Origin of the sequence: Streptomyces sp. NPDC099050, from assembly GCF_044759865.1 — a bacterium.
In the GTDB taxonomy this organism is placed as follows: domain Bacteria; phylum Actinomycetota; class Actinomycetes; order Streptomycetales; family Streptomycetaceae; genus Streptomyces.
On the sequence record NZ_JBIWAE010000004.1, the window covers coordinates 253,508 to 270,120 of the forward strand.

The window sequence follows — 16,613 nt, forward strand, 5'->3', positions numbered from 1 at the left end:
ACAAGAGGCCGGCAGCAGCAGCACGCCCGGGTCCTACACGCTTCCGCAGTCCTCCCCAGTGGAACGGTGTCCGGGTGCGCACCACGCTTGGTGGCCTCTGCGACCCGGCGCACGCCCCTCGCCCCACATCGGCTCGAAGTAGGAAGACGGTGCTCACTACCGGTGATCACTTCACAGGTCGCTGTGATCTTCGCTCAGTAGGTGACTATCCAGCAACAGTCACCACAGGGGCCGCTCCCCCAGTCGATGGCGCAGCCGCGCGCGGCGAACTGCTCCGCGTCAACGTGCCTCGAACGACAACCGCCGGCGCCCCGCGCCGATGTCCCGCACGAGGCGATCTCCGCCGCAGGAAGGACGGCACGGGGTGCCTGCTCGGGAACCTGCCAGACAGCGCGGACCAGGACATCGCCGTAGGGCTGGCCGACCTTCCGAAGCTGGCACCGCTCGCGGCCAAGCAGGCTGCCACCGCCGCGCCGCTGCGAGTGCCGGTTGCGAGCTGTCCGGGAAGGAGACCGTCTTCGCCGCGGATGACCTGTTCGACGGACCCCTGCCCGGCGCGTCCATCTCCATGCCGCTGGAAATCGGGCCGTCCGCTCAGGAGGCCATCGCGTCCGGCACCTACGAAAGGACGGTCAGCATCACGCTGGCCCTGAAGCAGGACCCCGCCTGGCCCGGGCCCACTGCGCCGCCACCCTCAGCGACGCGGTTCCGGTTCGTGGGGGTTCCATCCCCTTAGGTGTGACTCCATGCAGTACGCACTGAGACCGGTCAGACCATGGGCAAGCTCCACTACGAGACGAGCGGAGCGCTCCGGATGCGTGGACTCCGGGAACTCCTGCCTGACGGAGACGGTGTACGCAAAGCCATCGACAGTGACGTCCACTCCGCCCTCGCGCCGGGAGAAGAACGACTCTGCCCGGCGCACCTCATACCCTCGCCGAACCGCCTCAGCCGCCAGACCCTGTAACAGCAGAAGCGACCTACGGCGCAGCGCAGGCGGCAGCACTAACCGACGCCCGTCGTCTTTGAGCACAGCCACCACCGGATGCAGGTGACCCAGCCGAGCGGGGCAGGAACGGGCCCCCGCCCACCTGCGGCCGCTGGCTCCGCGCGTTAGGATGCGGGCCCTCCGCAAGGAACAGCTCCAACCCCGGCCCGCCATAAGGGACCTTCTCGATGCGCTTGCCCGCCGGCTCCAGGCCGTGGCGCTTCGCGTAATTGACGACGCGCCGCCACTCAGCGACCTCGTCATCAGCGGGATCAGCAATCCGGACGCGCCCCTCCGCGACGAGCCGCTCGATCAGTTCCTGCGCCTTGACCTGCCGGGCGCGCGCGATGGGCCGCTCGCTATAGGGCGACCGAGTTTTTGGCAGGCTCCGTTGGCTCTACGCCGTCGGCGACCGTAGATTCGTCGTCGATCATCAGGAGCCAACGATCCCGCATCGCATCGGCCGAACGCCAGCCACTTGACACCAGGTTCGAGCAACAGGGTGCCCGGGACGCCGTGCCGCCGTTCGATCCAGGTGACCCCCAGCACACAGGCTGCGCCCATGCCGCGCTGCCCTACCTCAATCGAGCAGTGCCGAAAGGCCACCCGCCAGCCGTGAAAGGGCGGTATGTACAGCACGCTGACGTTTGCCCGCCCCCGGTCGGGCGAACAGGGCCCCATGTCGTACGGGAAGCCAGTCTTGGGCGGAGGCAAGCGCCGAGCTCCGTGAGGGGGCCAGAGAACCGCGCTGACCCAGGTGAGGGCCGCACCCCCTACCCCGTCCGTGACGGCTGGGGCAGGGGCTGCGGGCACCGTGCAGCAGGCGTCGCCACGCCAGGCGTCGCGGCCCTCCTTGACGGCGACGGCGGCGATCGAGGGCCCGCGATGGGGTCGGCCCAAGCCCAGCCGAGCACCGAGTTCACAACGAGACCGGCCAGCAGGACTCCGGACAGGTAGGTGCACAGCAGAGTCTGCTTAGCCTGCTCCCGCCGCCGTATGCCGACGTGTCTCACTGCATGGCCGCGCCGATGGCCGTGGTGCCGGTGGTGAGGAAACGTGTTGCGGGCAGGGAGCCGTCCGGTCGCCGCGGTCCGTATGCCGTGGCCGGGTCGGTGCTCCGCAGAAGGGACCTGGCGTTGCGCCCCTCGGGATCCGTGTCCCAGGTGTTCGCGGCACTCACGACGCGGCCGCCGAGTTTGGCGGTGGCACTGGCGTTCTGAACGGCGAGGTTCCTCGACATACGGGACGGAGACTTAAGGAAGAAATACCCATCGGCGCCGTTGGCGTAGGCGGTATTGCGGTGGAGCAGCAGCGCCCCCGGGTTGCTGTTCTCCGTGAATCCGTGCTGGGTGTTGTTCCACGCGGCGTTGCCGGTGATGACGTGCGCGGCGCTGGCACCGCCGCCGCCGAGCTTGAAGCCGTTGCCATTGCCCTCGAAGGCAGGATCCTTCCACCGGTTCACGCCGTTGCCATGCGCCCAACTCCGCTCGATTCGGACCGGGCTCGACCACTGCCACAAGTCCACGCCGTCGTCCGCGTTGTTGAACAGTCTTGCGGCGATCACCCGGTTGTTGCTGCCCGAACCAAACTTGATGGCCAGGCCGTCCGCGTTCTGACCGTGGTTCTTGGGGTCGTAGTTGTTGTAGGAGTCCAGGTTTTCGATCAGGTTGTCGTTGGTGTCGTCGCCGCGCAGTGTGAAGCCGGAGTCGGCGTTGCCGTGGGTGGTGAGGTTCCTGAAGACGCCCCCAGTCGATGAGGTCGCGACGACGCCCTGTGCGGGAGAGTTGCGGAACGTCAGGTTCGACAGCGTCCAGTAGTCACCGCCGAGGGCGACCAGCCACTCTCCCTGCGGCAGCTTCGATCCATCGACGGTCGCCTTCTCCTTGCCATGGGCGGTGAGGGTGATCCGGCTCTTCGAGGTGCCGTTCGCCTGGCCCTTGAGGCTCTTCGCCGGGTAGTACGTGCCGGCCCTGAGCTGGATGGTCGTGCCCGGGCGTGCTTCGGCGAATGCCTTTTCCAGTGCCGCGGTCGTGGAGACCACCACGACCGGACCGGCTACGGCTGCGCCCGCGTCGTCGGGTGCGAAGACCATGTACATGCCGATACCTCCTGCAGCCAAGGCAACGGAGACCGTGACTGAGAGCGTACGGGTCCTTCGGTGGCGTCCGTTGTTCATGCTCACGTGTAGTGGTCCTTCTTCCGTGGTCGAGAAGCACAACCGGTCGGACTGTGGCTCCTGGACATCAGTTGCCGCCGGCGGCAAGAAGGTTGCCGCCGGCGTGGGACAGACTGAGGCCGATCACGGAGCGTGCGAGCCCGCGACGCCCGCACCGACGCGGCCGGGGTCACCGCTTCAACGGGATCCGTAACCGTGTTGGCCCGCCCTGGGCCACGATCAGCTCGGCACTGAAGGCCCCGGGGAGCGGGCGGCCTGCGTCAGGGCCGGTGGGTGACGTCGGCCGGGGTGTAGAGGCAGTGAGAAGCGTCCGGGCCGCTGCCGATGGGCTTCGGCTCGCCCCTGGTGACACCCTGGAAGCGCTGGCACACGGTGATGGGATGGCCGCTGCCCTCGATGACGAGTCGGGAGATCTTGGCGGTGTCCCCGAAATTGGAGTTGATGCCGGCGACCGCCTTGCCCGGGGCGGTCACGCGCACATTGTCGATCTCCAGGTGGCGGCTGTGCTGGGTCTTGCAGTTTCCGCAGGAGCGGTAGAGCTTTCCGAAGTCCTCGACCTGGAAGTTCCTGATCACGAAGGTGCCGGGGCCGTTGTGCTGGAAGACCTTGTCGGCCGCGTCGCGGGCGCCGCCGCCGTTGACGGTCATGGTCTGGGACGGCGAGTCCGACTTGAAGGTCGCGGCGTCCTCGCCCACGTTCTCCCACCAGACGTTGCGCAGGGTGCAGCTGCCCTTGCAGTGCACGCCGTCGGCCGCGGTGTTCCCCAGGATGACGTCCTGGAGCACCGCCCCGTGGGCGAGTTCGAACATGGCGGGCTGCTTCTCCGACTGGCCGGAGCCGCCCAGCGCCCCCTTGCCGACGAAACGCCGGCCGCCGCCGTCGAAGACGGTGGTCACCTTCTGGGTCGCGGTCAGCGGCACGTCTTCGCCCTTGGGATCGGGCCAGTCCGGGAAGCTGCCCGGGGGGCGGGCAGTGGTGGCAGTGGGCTTGACGGTCGGAGTCGGCTTCGCGGTCGCGGTGGGTGTGGGCGTTCCTCCGGGCGTTGGCGGCCTCGCGGCGTTCGTGGCCTTGAGCGTCCACCGCTTGGCCGCCGCCGAGTCACAGGAGTTCTGCTGCACCCGCGCTCCCGGTTCACCCGAACCGTCCTCGACGGCGAGGCACTTTCCGCTGCCGGCGTTCACCAGCTGGTGGCCGCCGTCGACGGCCTTCGTGATCCAGCTCTGTGAGGGAGCACCTTTCCGGCAGGGCTCCCGCTGTACAGCGGCGCCTGCGCTGGTCCGGGCCTCCTGCACACCGGCGCAGGCGCCGCCGTCGGCCGTGAGGGTGTAGCCGTCGCCCGCGGCGGCCAGCCGCCAGCGCTGACGCTCCTTCCCGCAAGGCTGCTGCTCCAGCTGTACGCCGTCCCGGTCGTCGTCGGCCGGAGCGCTCAGACACAGCCCGCCGGCCGCGCCGACCAGGATGTAGACGCCGGGCTGCAGTGTCGGAGCGACAGCGTTCGCACCGGCCCAGAGGCCGCCGCTGATACCAGCCGCAAGCAGTGCGACCGCGCTGCCCAGGGCCGCGGTCCGGCCGCGCTTGGCACGGATGGTTCTCTTGGTCATGTCTCAAGGCTCCTTGGCGGATGCGGGGGAAAGGCCCCTCGCCGCAAGAAGGCGGACAGGCCGCGACGGCGGTGTGCCGCTCGGCCTGCCCCATCTCTCGGCGCGGTGCCGCTCACTGGTTGCCGCCGAGACCCGAAAGGTTGCCGCGCTTCGATAACCTCGTCGCCAGGATGCGGCATCGCGCAGAGCACGCCGTACGAGCGGGTGAGACTGCCTCAGCGGGCCGGGGCGAAGTCTCCCCACACCGAGGCCTTGCCGATCGATGTGGCGGCTTCGGCGCGGTAGGCATCGGTGCCGGCGTCGCGTCCGCCGTCGGCGTGGTTGTACTGGCCGGCGAACACCTGCTCGCCGGCAGGGATCGTACGGCCCGGCCGGAGCACCCATCGGTAGACCAGGAAGCCGCCCGCCTCACGGGCCGTGACCGTGAAATCGTCGGCGGGGCTCGTCTGCCAGTGGCCTGTGTCCATTACTCCGGGAGTGAGTCCGATCCGCAGTTCGACTGTGAGGGCCGTCAGTGGTTCCCGTGTCTTGAGAGTGACGTTGCTCTGCGACCACGAGGAAATACTGTGGGGGGACACCGAGCCATCCGACCACAGCGTTCCGTCCTCGGCGCGCCGGCTGGGGGCCGGAGTACCGGCGGCCCCGGTGGCGGCAGACGCTGACGGCTCGCCCGGCACCGTGGGCGACGGCACAGCAACGCCGGTGCGGCTCCTGCCGGGAGCGGGCGTCGTCGAGGGCTCGGACGGCGGCCTGTCCGAGCCCGCTGCCGTTCCCGGGGCAGTCGGCAGTGCGACCGGCGAGTGGGACACCGCAGCGGGCGGAGCGGGTGCGGGCACGGGCAAGGTGGACACAGCCGCGACTACGATCGTGGCCGCCGTCATCACCCCGGCCACCGCCAGGGCGGCGAACGCCACTCTGGGCCGGCCACCGGGGGTCCGTGCGCGGCGGGGTGCGATGGATGGGGCAGACATGCCTCGTTCGACCCGGGCCAGCATCCGGGCGCGGTCGGGACAGTGGTTCCGGCCTGCTTCCCGCAGTAGATCGCGGACATCGTCCGTCATCGGCTGCTCCTCACCACCAGTTGTTCCGCGGCCGTGGGACCGAGCAGCCGACGAAGCTCCGCCACACCCTTCGAGGTCTGGCTCTTCACCGTACCCACGGCTATGCCCAGGACCTGCGCGACCTCCTTCTCCGGCAGGTCGAAGGCATACCGCAGCACAACGCAGGCGCGCTTGCGGAACGGCAGGCGCTCCAGCGCCGCGCGCACGGTGACCACGACGGCGACGTCCGGGCCATGGGCGGGTTCGGAGCCGCGCGACCAGAACAGCCGGATTCGCTTACGCTCGCGCACGGCGGCGCGGACCCGTTCACGCGCCAGGTTGGCCACCGTTCCCCGGGCGTAGGCCACCGGAGAGTCGACCTGGCGGACTTCGGGCCAGCGATGCCACAGGGCGACCATGGCATCCGCGGCCAGGTCGTCGGCAGCGTCGGGCTCGCCGGTCAGGAGATAGGCGAGGCGCGAGAGTCCGGCATGGTGACGTTCGAAGAAGTCGCGGAACTCCGCAGACGCATCGTCTGCGCTCATGCGTGTCGTACAGCCTTTCGCCGGGTCAGAAACATCCCGCCTTCGGGCAGCGGGAGCACCGTAGGGCGCACGGCCAATCCACGTACCGGGCAGTAGGGTACCCGCATCTCGTTCGGCGTTTCCGTCCGGCGTATGCCGTGGAACAGCCTGACTCCCTCCGTTCGCCTTCCCGTACATGCCACGATCGCGCCCCAAGTCCCTTGGTGTGGGCCTGGAGCGCACGGTCAGTCGGACCATTCCGCCCGGCAGCCAATTGCCGCAGTACGGCGCAAGGTTGCCAATCGGGATGGGAGAGAGCCCAGATCGAACGAGATCCTTCGGGCTTGGCGGTGCTTGATGCCGCGCCACGTAACCATCTCCGCAGGTGGGCGTGGTCGTAGCCCTTGTCGGCGTGGAGTTTGCCGGGCTTGTGCCGTCCGCGTCCGCGGCGTGACCCGCGGACCGGGGCCGGTGTCACTGCGCGCTGAATGCGTGCACGGTCGTCGAGCGGTACATCTGTCCCGGCCTGAGTACGACGGAGGGAAACGACGGCTGGTTCGGTGCGTCGGGAAAGTGCTGGGACTCCAGGCACAGACCGTCACCCTGGCGGTAGACGCGTCCCGAGGAACCGGCCAGGCTGCCGTCGAGGAAGTTGCCGCTGTAGAACTGGAGCCCCGGTTCCGTCGTGCTGAGGGCCATCGTCCGGCCGGAGCCCGGATCGTGGAGCGTGGCGGCGGGCTGCGGGTCGGCAGTGGCACCCTTGTCAAGGACGAAGTTGTGATCGAAGCCCTGCGCGCGGGTGATCTGCGGATGCCCTGCACGGACATCCCTGCCGATCGCCTTGGCGCGCCGAAAGTCCAGCGGGGTACCCGCTACGGCATCGATCTGCCCACTGGGTATGAGCCCTTCACCGACGGGGGTGAAACGGCCGGCCGCTATTTCCAGAAGATGCCCATCGACACTTCCCGAATTTTCTCCCGCGAGATTGAAATAGGTGTGGTTGGTGAGATTGACGATGGTCGGCCTGTCGGTCGTGGCCCGGTAATCGATGATGAATTCACGGGAGGACGTGAGGATGTAATCGACCGTGACATCGAGTTCCCCGGGAAATCCCATGTCGCCGTCGGGGCTGACGTGACGCAGTCGTAGCCCTGTTCCGATGTCGCACCCGCTCGGTTGGACGTTCCACAGGCGTGTGCCGAAACCGCCTCTTCCTCCGTGCAGGCAGTGTTCGCCCTCGTTCACGTCCAGGCGGTGGGTGACTCCGTCGAGCGTGAAGGATCCACCGGCGACGCGGTTGGCACAGCGGCCCACCAGCGCGCCGAAGTACGTGCTGGAGGCTGCGTACGCGCCGAGGCTGTCGAAGCCGAGGGCGATGTTGGCCGGCCGACCCTGGCGGTCGGGAGCCTCCAGGGCTTGAACGATCCCGCCGTAGGACAGCACCCGGAGGGTGATTCCACCCGATGACAGCGTCCAGCGGTCCACCACGGTGCCGTCGGGCAGGGTGCCGAAGGGCTCCGCGCGGGGGGTGGCGCGGGCAGCGTCGTCCGCCATGGACGCCGGTTGCGTGCGGGGAGTCACTTCGTCTTCTCCTACCGAAAGCATGACGAGGAGGCCGCGGGTCGCGGGGGCGTCTTCGTCGACGGCGGCGACACTCGCGGTTGGGGTCTGCCCGAATGCCACTGCCCGGCCCCGGCCCGCTCCTCGGGGCGAGGAGCAGGCCGGCCATCGGGAGGCGGGCACTCGGGAGGCGGGCACTCCGGAGGCAGGCGGTCAGGAGGCAGGCGCTCGGGATCGGCGCGCCTCACGGACGGGGAGCGGATGGCGGGTCATGGCCGTCGTCGTACGACGAGTCGCTGGAGCGCGATGAAGGCGAGCAGGAGCACCCCGATGACGATCTTGGTCCACCACGAGCTGAGCGTGCCCTCGAAGGAGATGAGCGTCTGCACCGTGCCGAGGACGAGTACTCCGGCGACCGAGCCGGCAACGTAGCCGGATCCACCTGCGAGGAGGGTTCCGCCGATCACGACGGCAGCGATGACGTCCAGTTCCATGCCGACCCCGTGCAGGCCGTAGCCGGAGAGCATGTACAGGCTGAACAGCAAGCCGCCCAGCGCGGAGCAGAAGCCGCTGACCATGTAGACGCCCACCTTGGCCCTGGTCGTGGCCAGGCCCATCAGACGCGCCGAGGACTCGCTGCCGCCGATCGCGTAGACCGTTCGGCCGAAGCGGGTCAGGTGGAGGACGTACACGGCCGCCAGGACGACGGCCAGGGCGATGAGCACGCTGTAGGTGAGGGTCACGCCGCCGGGCAGCGCGATGGTTCCGGTCGCGAGGGCGCGGAAGGAGGGATCGTCGATCGACACCGACTCCACGCTGATGAGGAAGCACAGTCCGCGGGCCAGGAACATGCCGGCCAGCGTGACGATGAAGGGCTGGACGTCGAAGTGGTGGATGACCAGGCCCATGAGCAGGCCGAGTCCGGTGCCGGTGGCCAGCACCGCGAGGACTGCGAGCAAGGGCGGCCATCCGGCGTCCAGAGCGGCTGCCGCGATCATCGTCGACAGTGCGGCCACGGCGCCCACGGACAGATCGATGCCCCCCGTGAGGATCACGAAGGTCATTCCGACCGCGAGGACGATCAGGAACGAGTTGTCGACGAAGAGGTTCGCGACGACCTGCCCGGAGGCGAAGCCCTCGTAGCGGAACGAGCCGACCCCGAAAGTGATCACGAAGACCACGAAGGTGGCCATCACGGGAAGGAACCGCTGGGGAAGACGTGTGGGCGAAAGAGCCAAGGTGCTCATCCGGCGGCCACCTCCGGGGAACGGGATGTGGAACGGGGGGACTTGCGCCGCTTCTGGAGGAGTTGCGCTGTCCGAGGGGACTGGAGCAGGCATACGGCGATCACGACGAGCGCCTTGAACACCAGAGTGACGTTGGTCGGAACTCCGATGGTGTAGACGGTGGTGGTCAGCGTCTGGATCACCAGCGCTCCGAGGAGGGTTCCCGCCAGGGAGTAGCGTCCCCCGGCCAGTGACGTTCCGCCTATGACCACCGCGAGGATCGCGTCCATCTCGATCCACAGGCCGGCGTTGTTCGCGTCGGCGGCGCTGACGTTGGAACTGATCATCAGGCCGGCCACGCCGGCACACAGGGCGGCGAAGACGTACACCGTCCAGATGATGGTGCGGGAGTGCACGCCGGCGAGCCTGCTCGCCATGGGGTTCACGCCCACCGCTTCGATGAGCATGCCGAGGGCGGTGCGGCGGGTCAGCAGCGCCACTGCGACCAGAACGGCGAGGCTGATCAGAATGGCGATGGGCAGGATCAGGAAGCCGGCTCCGATCTCGCGGTACAGCGAGCTCTTGACGGTGATGATCTGCCCCTCGGTCAGGAGCATGGCGCCGCCGCGGCCGGCCGTCATCAGCACCAGGGTGGCGATGATCGGCTGGATGCCGAGGACGGAGACGAGGAATCCGTTCCACAGGCCGAGGAGGACGCACACGCTCAGGGCCAGCAGGACCGCGGTGACGGCGCTGCCGCCGCCCGCGATATAGGTGCACGCGATGGAGCCGGCGATCGCGGCCACGGCTCCCACCGACAGGTCGATGCCGCGGGTGGCGACGACCAGGGTCATGCCGACGGCGATGAGTACCGTCGGCGCTCCGTTGCGGAGGATGTCGACGGTGCTGCCGAAGAGGTGCCCGTCCTGGATGCGCAGTTCCAGGAACGAGGGGGTGACGGCGACGTTCAGTACGAGGAGGGCGGCCAGCGCGACCAGGGGCCAGAGCAGGCGTGAGCGCATCATGAGGCCACCGCGCCGGTGTGGGCGTGGGGGGCGGCGAAGACGGACATCACGTGATCGACGGACACGTCGTCACCGGTGAGTTCTGCCACCTTGCGCCGGTCGCGCAGGACGACGACCCGGTCGGACACGCGCACCACCTCCTCCAGTTCGGCGGAGATGAACAGCACCGCCATGCCCTCGGCGGCCAGATCGGCCACCACTTTCTGGATCTGCGCCTTGGCTCCGATGTCGATGCCGCGGGTGGGCTCGTCGAGGATGAGCAGCCGGGGGCGCGTGATCAGCCACCGTGCGAGCAGCACCTTCTGCTGGTTGCCGCCGGACAGAGTGCTCATGATCGCCTCCGGGTCGGCGGGGCGGATGTCGAGCTTCTCGATGTACTCGGCGACCACCGCCTCGGCCGTGCGCCGCGGAACGGGGCGTGCCCAGCCCCGCGCGGCCTGCATGGCCAGCACCAGGTTGTCGCGCACGGTCAGGTCGGCGACCACTCCCTCGGCCTTGCGGTCCTCGGAACAGAAGGCGATTCCCTGGGCGATCGCCGACCGCGGTCCTCGGGGGCGGCCGGATTGACCGTTGACGGTGAGGGTTCCGGTGTCGGCTCGGTCTGCCCCGAACAGCAGGCGCGCGAGTTCCGTGCGTCCCGAACCGAGCAGTCCGGCCAGACCCACGACCTCGCCGGCCCGTATGTCCAGATCGAAGGGTTCGATGGCTCCGGTGCGGCCCAGGCCGCTGGCCACCAGGACGGGCTCCGCCCGGGGGTGACGTGCGTCGGACCGGCGCTGGACTTCGTGCAGGGTGCCGAGTTCGCGGCCCAGCATGGCGGAGACGAGCTCGATCCGGGAAAGCTCGGCGGGCAGGTACTCGCCGATGAGAGTGCCGTTGCGCAGCACGGTCATGCGGTCGGCGATCTCGTAGACCTGGTCGAGGAAGTGGGACACGAACAGGATGGCGACGCCCTCGGCGCGGAGCACGCGCATGATCCTGAAGAGTTCCTCGACCTCGTCTGCGTCGAGGCTGGAGGTCGGCTCGTCCAGAACCAGGACCTGCGCTTCCACCGCGAGGGCGCGGGCGATCGCGACCAGCTGCTGGACGGCGATCGGGTGGCTGGCGAGGATCGAGGCGGGGTCGATGGTCAGGCCGATGCGGGCGAGCAGTCCGGCAGCCTCGGCTCGGGTGGCGCGGCCGTCGATCCTGCCCAGGCGACGCGGCTCGCGGCCCAGCATGATGTTTTCCGCCACGGAGAGATTGGTGCAGAGGTTCACTTCTTGGTAGACGGTGCTGATGCCCGCCGCTTGGGCCTGCCCGGGAGCCGTGAAGGTCACGCGTTCGCCGCTCAGGTGGATGACGCCCGCGCTCGGGGAGTGAACGCCGGTGAGAGCCTTGATGAGCGTGGACTTGCCCGCGCCGTTCTCGCCCATGAGTGCGTGGACTTCGCCGGGCAGGAGGCGGAAGTCGACATCGGAAAGCGCTTTGACACCAGGGAATTCGACGCTGATGCCGCGCATCTGTACCACTGGGCTGCTGTGGCACGCTGTGGGATCGGTCATGACCAGTGCTTTCGTCGGTGGAGGTACAACCCCCGCCCCGGAGTGGTCGCGAGACGGAGGGGGCGGGGGCTGCGGCTCGCGTCAGTACGGATCAGTACTGACGCGTGGGCAGGGCGGCCTTAGCCTGCTCGGGCGTGAAGGTGGTCTCCTCGGTGACGACGCGCTTCGGCACCTCCTCGCCCGCGAGGACCTTCTTCGCCAGGTCCATCAGCTGGTCGCCGAGCAGCGGGTTGCACTCGACGATGTAGTTGATCTCGCCCGCGGCGAGGGCCTCCATGCCGGCCTTGACCGCGTCGACGGTGATGATCTTGATGTCCTTGCCGGGTGTCTTGCCGGCGGCCTTGATCGCTTCTATGGCGCCGAGTCCCATGTCGTCGTTGTGTGCGTAGACGACATCGATGTCGGGCGTGGAGCGGAGCAAGGCCTCCATGACCTGCTTACCGCCCGCGCGGGTGAAGTCTCCGCTCTGGGTGGCCACGATCTTGATGTCCTGCCGGGCGGCCACCGCCTTCTCGAACCCCTTCTTCCGGTCGATGGCGGGCGCCGCGCCGGTCGTGCCCTGCAGTTCGACGACGTTGACCGGGCCCTGGCTGTTCTCCGTGAGCCACTTGCCGGCCTTCTCGCCCTCGAGGACGAAGTCGGAGCCGAGGAAGGTCTCGTAGAGCGAGTCGTCCTTGGAGTCGACGGCGCGGTCGGTCAGGATCACGGGGATCTTGGCGCGCTTGGCCTCCAGGAGGACCGCGTCCCAGCCGGTCTCCACCACGGGGCTGAAGGCGATGACGTCGACCTTCTGCTGGATGTACGAACGGATGGCCTTGATCTGGTTCTCCTGCTTCTGCTGAGCATCGGAGAACTTCAGCTCCACGCCAGCGGTCGCCGCCGACCGCTGGACGGATGTGGTGTTGGCGGTCCGCCAGCCACTCTCGGCGCCGACCTGCGCGAAGCCCATCGTGATCTTGTCCGTCTTGCCTCCGGCGCCTCCCGACGCTCCCGAATCCGCCGAACCGCAGGCGGTCAAGGTGGCCAGCAGGAGCGCGGTGGCGGTCGTGGTGATCTTCTTGAGCACTGGTACTCCTCCGGTGGTCAACCGCGCCCGCTCTGTGCGGCGAGGTCGCGTGACAGGTCCTACTGGGCGTTCAGAGTGGGCGCTAACAACACACCCGTCAACCCTTGGAACACAGTGATTTAGCACCGTTGTAGCGCCAGAGGAAGTGAGCTATGTTAGCGCTAATATCAACCCGCCCACCGGGATTGACCCGCTCGATTCCCGGGCCGCACACCTGCCACCCGGGGTCACCTCGTCCGTTCGCCGCGTAGCCTGGATATCGTCTACCGACCCAGCCTGGTGATCACCGACAGGTGACGAGACAGGCCGCCATACGAAGTCAAGGAGATGCGGGTGGAGGACAGCTCAGCGACCGTCGGTGCGACGCGCGATCCGGCGATGACGGACGTCGCTCGCCTCGCCGGCGTGTCTCATCAAACGGTCTCCCGCGTCCTCAACGGACACCCGAACGTTCGGGAGCAGACACGGTTGCGCGTGCGCGCCGCCATCGAGGAGCTCGGCTACCGGCCCAACCGCGCCGCCCGGGCGCTCGTGACCGGACGCTCACAGCTGATCGGCGTGGTGGCGCAGAACTCCACGCTTTACGGACCCACATCACTGCTCGCCGCCTTCGAACTGGCGGCTGCGGCACAGGGCTTCACGGTCAGTGTGCGCCGCGTGCGCGTACTGGACCGATCGTCGATCGCGGCGGCGGTGGAGCACCACCGGGACCAGCGCGTGGCCGGCATCGTCGTCATCGCCCCCACCGCATCCGCCGACGAAGCCCTCGCCGAGGTGCCGGCCGACCTTCCTCTGGTCACTGTGGACGGCGACCCGAAGCGGGGCGGCGCACTGGTGACGGTGGACCAGGAGGCCGGCGCCTTCGCCGCCACCCGCCACCTGCTCGACGCCGGGCACGAGACCGTGTGGCACGTCTCCGGCCCGGTCGACTGGTTCGATGCGGCCGGGCGAATCCGCGGGTGGCAGAAGGCCCTGCAGGAGGCCGATGCCGAAGTGCCCCCGGTCAGCCCGGCCGACTGGAGCGCCGCTTCGGGATACCGCGCGGGGCAGATGCTGTCCCGGATGCCCGATGTGACGGCAATCTTCGCGGCGAACGACCACCTCGCCCTCGGCATCCTGCGCGCCATGACGGAACGCGGCCGGTCGGTCCCGCACGAGGTGAGCCTCGTCGGCTTCGACGACGTTCCCGAATCCGCCTACTTCTCGACCCCACTGACCACCGTGCGCCCCGACTTCGACGCCGTGGCCACCGAAACCCTGAGCCTGCTGCTCTCCCGCATCTCCACGGGCGACACGGACCCCACGCAGCGGATCCTCACACCGACCCTCATCCAGAGGCAGAGCGTGGCACCCCCGGCGAACTGAGGTCCGGACGCGACCCCGGCTGGATGTGGATCCGAGATTGTTCACGCTCGCACTCACTTAACCAAGAACAGAGTTAGGTCAAGCACAATCTGAATTGTTAGCGCTCACTAAAACGGTTACCGGAGCGCTGATCTCAAGAGGTGGAGCCCAATGCAAGACGAATCAGAGGCGCTCGTCGTCGGCGTGGACTTCGGCACCCTCTCCGGCCGCGCCATCGTGGTGCGCGTGCGTGACGGTGCGGAGTTGGGGACGGGAACGCACGCCTACGAGCACGGCGTACTCGACCGGGTTCTGCCGACGACCGGCGCTCCCCTCCCGCCGGACTGGGCCCTGCAGGTACCCCAGGACTACATCGACCTACTGCGCACCGCGGTACCGGCGGCGATCGCGGACGCGGGCGTGGATCCGGCGCGTGTGATCGGGATCGGCACGGACTTCACCGCCTGCACCATGGTGCCGACGACGGACGACGGCACCCCTCTGTGCACGCTTCCCGCGTTCGCCGATGCCCCTCACGCCTACGCGAAGCTCTGGCGGCACCACGCTGCCCAGCCCCAGGCTGACCGGATCAACGAGTTGGCGCGCCGTCGCGGCGAGAAGTGGCTGCCGCGCTACGGAGGTCTGATCTCCTCGGAATGGGAGTTCGCGAAGGCCCTGCACATGCTGGAGGAAGCACCCGATGTGTACGCCGCCATGGACCGATGGGTCGAGGCGGCGGACTGGATCGTCTGGCAGCTCACCGGTCAGTACGTGCGCAATGCCTGCAGCGCCGGCTACAAGGGCATCCACCAGCAGGGCGGCTACCCCGCGGAAGACTTCCTGGCGGAGCTCAACCCGGCGTTCGCCGACTTCGTGGCGACCAAGCTCGACCAGCCCATCGGCGCCCTGGGCGACAAGGCGGGCACCCTGAGCGCCGAGGCCGCGGCCTGGACCGGGCTTCCCGAGGGAATAGCCGTCTCGGTCGGCAACGTGGACGCCCACGTGACGGCGCCTGCGGCAGGCGCCGTCGAGCCGGGCCAGATGGTGGCCATCATGGGCACCTCGACCTGCCACGTGATGAGCAGTGACGAGCTGCGCGAGGTGCCCGGCATGTGCGGGGTGGTCGACGGGGGCATCGTGCCGGGACTGTGGGGCTACGAGGCCGGCCAGAGCGGGGTCGGTGACATCTTCGCCTGGTACGTCGACAACCAGGTCCCGCCCGCCTACCACGAACGCGCTCGTGAACGCGGTCTGTCCGTCCACGAGCTGCTGACCGAACTGGCTTCCGCCCAGGCTGTCGGCGAACACGGTCTGGTCGCACTGGACTGGCACAGCGGCAACCGGTCGGTCCTCGTCGACCACGAGCTGTCCGGCCTGGTCGTGGGCCAGACGTTGTCCACCCGCGCCGAAGACGTCTACCGGGCGCTGCTGGAGGCCACCGCCTTCGGCACCCGCGTCATCGTGGACGCGTTCACCACAGCTGGTGTTCCCGTCACCGAACTGATCATCGCCGGCGGCCTGATGCGCAATCCGCTGCTGATGCAGATCTACGCGGACGTCTTGAACCTGCCGCTGTCCGTGATCGGTTCCCGGCAGGGCCCGGCGCTGGGATCGGCGCTGCACGCGGCGGTCGCGGCCGGGGCGTACGAAGACATCCGTGCCGCGGCCGCGGCGATGGGCTCCGTCGATCGCGCCGTGTACCGACCGGACCCTCGCGGCGTGGAGGCGTACGACCTCCTGTTTGCCGAGTACTCGGCACTTCACGACCACTTCGGCCGCGGCGGCACGAACGTCATGCACCGTCTTCGCGCGATGCGCCGCATCGCCTCCGACAGAAAGGACAAGTAGATGGCGCTCAGCGAGACGGTCTCGCGGCTCCGGCGCACGGTGGCCGATCTGCACCGCGAACTCACGCGCTACGAACTGGTGATCTGGACCGCGGGCAACGTCTCCGCACGGGTTCCCGGGGAAGACCTCATGGTCATCAAGCCTTCGGGGGTCTCCTACGACGACCTGGGACCGGAGTCGATGGTGGTCACCGATCTGCACGGCGAACTCGTCGAGGGAGACCTGGCCCCGTCCTCCGACACCGCCGCCCACGCCTACGTGTACCGGCACATGCCCGAAGTGGGCGGAGTGGTGCACACCCACTCCCCCTACGCCACGGCGTGGGCCGCCAGGGGCGAACCCATTCCCTGTGTCCTCACCATGATCGCGGACGAGTTCGGCGGTGAGATACCCGTCGGCCCCTTCGCTCTCATAGGCGACGACTCCATCGGCCGGGGCATCGTCGAAACCTTGCGCACCAGCCGCTCGCCGGCCGTCCTCATGCGCAACCACGGCCCGTTCACCGTCGGCCGTGACGCCCGCTCGGCCGTGAAGGCCGCCGTGATGGTCGAGGACGTCGCCCGCACCGTCCACTTCGCCCACCAGCTCGGGACCCCGCCGTCCTCGATCGACGGTGCCGCAGTGGACCGGCTCTACGAGCGCTACCAGAACGTCTACGGGCAGTGAGCCCA

General features: G+C 68.6%; 12 protein-coding genes and 2 pseudogenes. 3 read left to right on the top strand and 11 right to left on the bottom strand.

Annotated features, from left to right (window positions below):
- Positions 1 to 1,765 precede the first annotated feature (1,765 nt).
- From ACIQV3_RS09180 to ACIQV3_RS09230, 11 genes and pseudogenes are all read right to left on the bottom strand, one after another.
- Positions 1,766 to 1,968: pseudogene (locus ACIQV3_RS09180) on the bottom strand (cation transporter); the annotation flags it as partial.
- 29 nt (positions 1,969 to 1,997) lie between these two features.
- The gene (locus tag ACIQV3_RS09185; RefSeq protein ID WP_403711287.1) at positions 1,998 to 3,170 is read right to left on the bottom strand and encodes a right-handed parallel beta-helix repeat-containing protein; all 1,173 of its coding nucleotides are present in this window, start codon (positions 3,168 to 3,170) and stop codon (positions 1,998 to 2,000) included.
- Between the two features lie 254 nt (positions 3,171 to 3,424).
- Positions 3,425 to 4,765 carry a pectate lyase gene (locus ACIQV3_RS09190; protein WP_403711289.1) on the bottom strand — a complete coding sequence of 447 codons (1,341 nt, stop codon included), beginning with the start codon at positions 4,763 to 4,765 and terminating at the stop codon, positions 3,425 to 3,427.
- A gap of 215 nt (positions 4,766 to 4,980) precedes the next feature.
- Positions 4,981 to 5,232, bottom strand: coding sequence for a hypothetical protein (locus ACIQV3_RS09195; RefSeq protein ID WP_403711291.1), 252 nt, complete (start codon positions 5,230 to 5,232; stop codon positions 4,981 to 4,983).
- Between the two features lie 590 nt (positions 5,233 to 5,822).
- Positions 5,823 to 6,350, bottom strand: a complete 528-nt coding sequence (locus ACIQV3_RS09200) for a SigE family RNA polymerase sigma factor (RefSeq protein WP_403711293.1) — start codon at positions 6,348 to 6,350, stop codon at positions 5,823 to 5,825.
- A gap of 337 nt (positions 6,351 to 6,687) precedes the next feature.
- Positions 6,688 to 6,774 (bottom strand): annotated as a pseudogene (locus tag ACIQV3_RS09205) (IS5/IS1182 family transposase); the annotation flags it as partial.
- Between the two features lie 29 nt (positions 6,775 to 6,803).
- Entirely contained in the window at positions 6,804 to 7,934 is a 1,131-nt protein-coding gene (locus tag ACIQV3_RS09210) for an aldose epimerase family protein (protein ID WP_403711295.1), read from the bottom strand.
- Positions 7,935 to 8,158: 224 nt separating this feature from the next.
- Positions 8,159 to 9,136 carry a galactofuranose ABC transporter, permease protein YjfF gene (gene yjfF, locus ACIQV3_RS09215; protein ID WP_403711297.1) on the bottom strand — a complete coding sequence of 326 codons (978 nt, stop codon included), beginning with the start codon at positions 9,134 to 9,136 and terminating at the stop codon, positions 8,159 to 8,161.
- Positions 9,133 to 10,140: an ABC transporter permease gene (locus ACIQV3_RS09220; protein WP_267840963.1), complete on the bottom strand. Its 1,008-nt coding sequence runs from the start codon at positions 10,138 to 10,140 to the stop codon at positions 9,133 to 9,135. The genes yjfF and ACIQV3_RS09220 overlap by 4 nt, the downstream gene beginning before the upstream one ends.
- Complete coding sequence (locus ACIQV3_RS09225; protein WP_403711299.1) at positions 10,137 to 11,684, bottom strand: sugar ABC transporter ATP-binding protein; 1,548 nt, start codon at positions 11,682 to 11,684, stop codon at positions 10,137 to 10,139. Before ACIQV3_RS09225 ends, ACIQV3_RS09220 begins: the two co-directional genes overlap by 4 nt.
- Positions 11,685 to 11,775: 91 nt before the next feature.
- The gene (locus ACIQV3_RS09230; protein WP_403711301.1) at positions 11,776 to 12,750 is read right to left on the bottom strand and encodes an ABC transporter substrate-binding protein; all 975 of its coding nucleotides are present in this window, start codon (positions 12,748 to 12,750) and stop codon (positions 11,776 to 11,778) included.
- A gap of 327 nt (positions 12,751 to 13,077) precedes the next feature.
- On the opposite strand from ACIQV3_RS09230, the gene ACIQV3_RS09235 reads away from it, so the two are divergent.
- From ACIQV3_RS09235 to ACIQV3_RS09245, 3 genes are all read left to right on the top strand, one after another.
- A complete protein-coding gene (locus ACIQV3_RS09235) occupies positions 13,078 to 14,115 on the top strand; it encodes a LacI family DNA-binding transcriptional regulator (RefSeq protein ID WP_403711303.1) in 1,038 nt (345 codons plus the stop codon).
- A 150-nt stretch (positions 14,116 to 14,265) separates the two neighbouring features.
- On the top strand, positions 14,266 to 15,942 hold the full coding sequence (gene araB, locus ACIQV3_RS09240; RefSeq protein ID WP_403711305.1) for a ribulokinase: 1,677 nt from the start codon (positions 14,266 to 14,268) through the stop codon (positions 15,940 to 15,942).
- Positions 15,943 to 16,608 (top strand): L-ribulose-5-phosphate 4-epimerase, encoded by a 666-nt coding sequence (locus ACIQV3_RS09245; RefSeq protein ID WP_403711307.1) that lies wholly within the window; start codon positions 15,943 to 15,945, stop codon positions 16,606 to 16,608.
- Positions 16,609 to 16,613: the final 5 nt, after the last annotated feature.

What these genes read in the sequence shown, in the direction of transcription:
- ACIQV3_RS09190 (WP_403711289.1), bottom strand. Translation starts at nt 4,765, where the DNA reads ATGACCAAGAGAACCATCCGTGCCAAGCGCGGCCGGACCGCGGCCCTG.
- ACIQV3_RS09195 (WP_403711291.1), bottom strand. Translation starts at nt 5,232, where the DNA reads ATGGACACAGGCCACTGGCAGACGAGCCCCGCCGACGATTTCACGGTC.
- ACIQV3_RS09200 (WP_403711293.1), bottom strand. Translation starts at nt 6,350, where the DNA reads ATGAGCGCAGACGATGCGTCTGCGGAGTTCCGCGACTTCTTCGAACGT.
- ACIQV3_RS09210 (WP_403711295.1), bottom strand. Translation starts at nt 7,934, where the DNA reads ATGCTTTCGGTAGGAGAAGACGAAGTGACTCCCCGCACGCAACCGGCG.
- yjfF (WP_403711297.1), bottom strand. Translation starts at nt 9,136, where the DNA reads ATGAGCACCTTGGCTCTTTCGCCCACACGTCTTCCCCAGCGGTTCCTT.
- ACIQV3_RS09220 (WP_267840963.1), bottom strand. Translation starts at nt 10,140, where the DNA reads ATGATGCGCTCACGCCTGCTCTGGCCCCTGGTCGCGCTGGCCGCCCTC.
- ACIQV3_RS09225 (WP_403711299.1), bottom strand. Translation starts at nt 11,684, where the DNA reads ATGACCGATCCCACAGCGTGCCACAGCAGCCCAGTGGTACAGATGCGC.
- ACIQV3_RS09235 (WP_403711303.1), top strand. Translation starts at nt 13,078, where the DNA reads ATGCGGGTGGAGGACAGCTCAGCGACCGTCGGTGCGACGCGCGATCCG.
- araB (WP_403711305.1), top strand. Translation starts at nt 14,266, where the DNA reads ATGCAAGACGAATCAGAGGCGCTCGTCGTCGGCGTGGACTTCGGCACC.
- ACIQV3_RS09245 (WP_403711307.1), top strand. Translation starts at nt 15,943, where the DNA reads ATGGCGCTCAGCGAGACGGTCTCGCGGCTCCGGCGCACGGTGGCCGAT.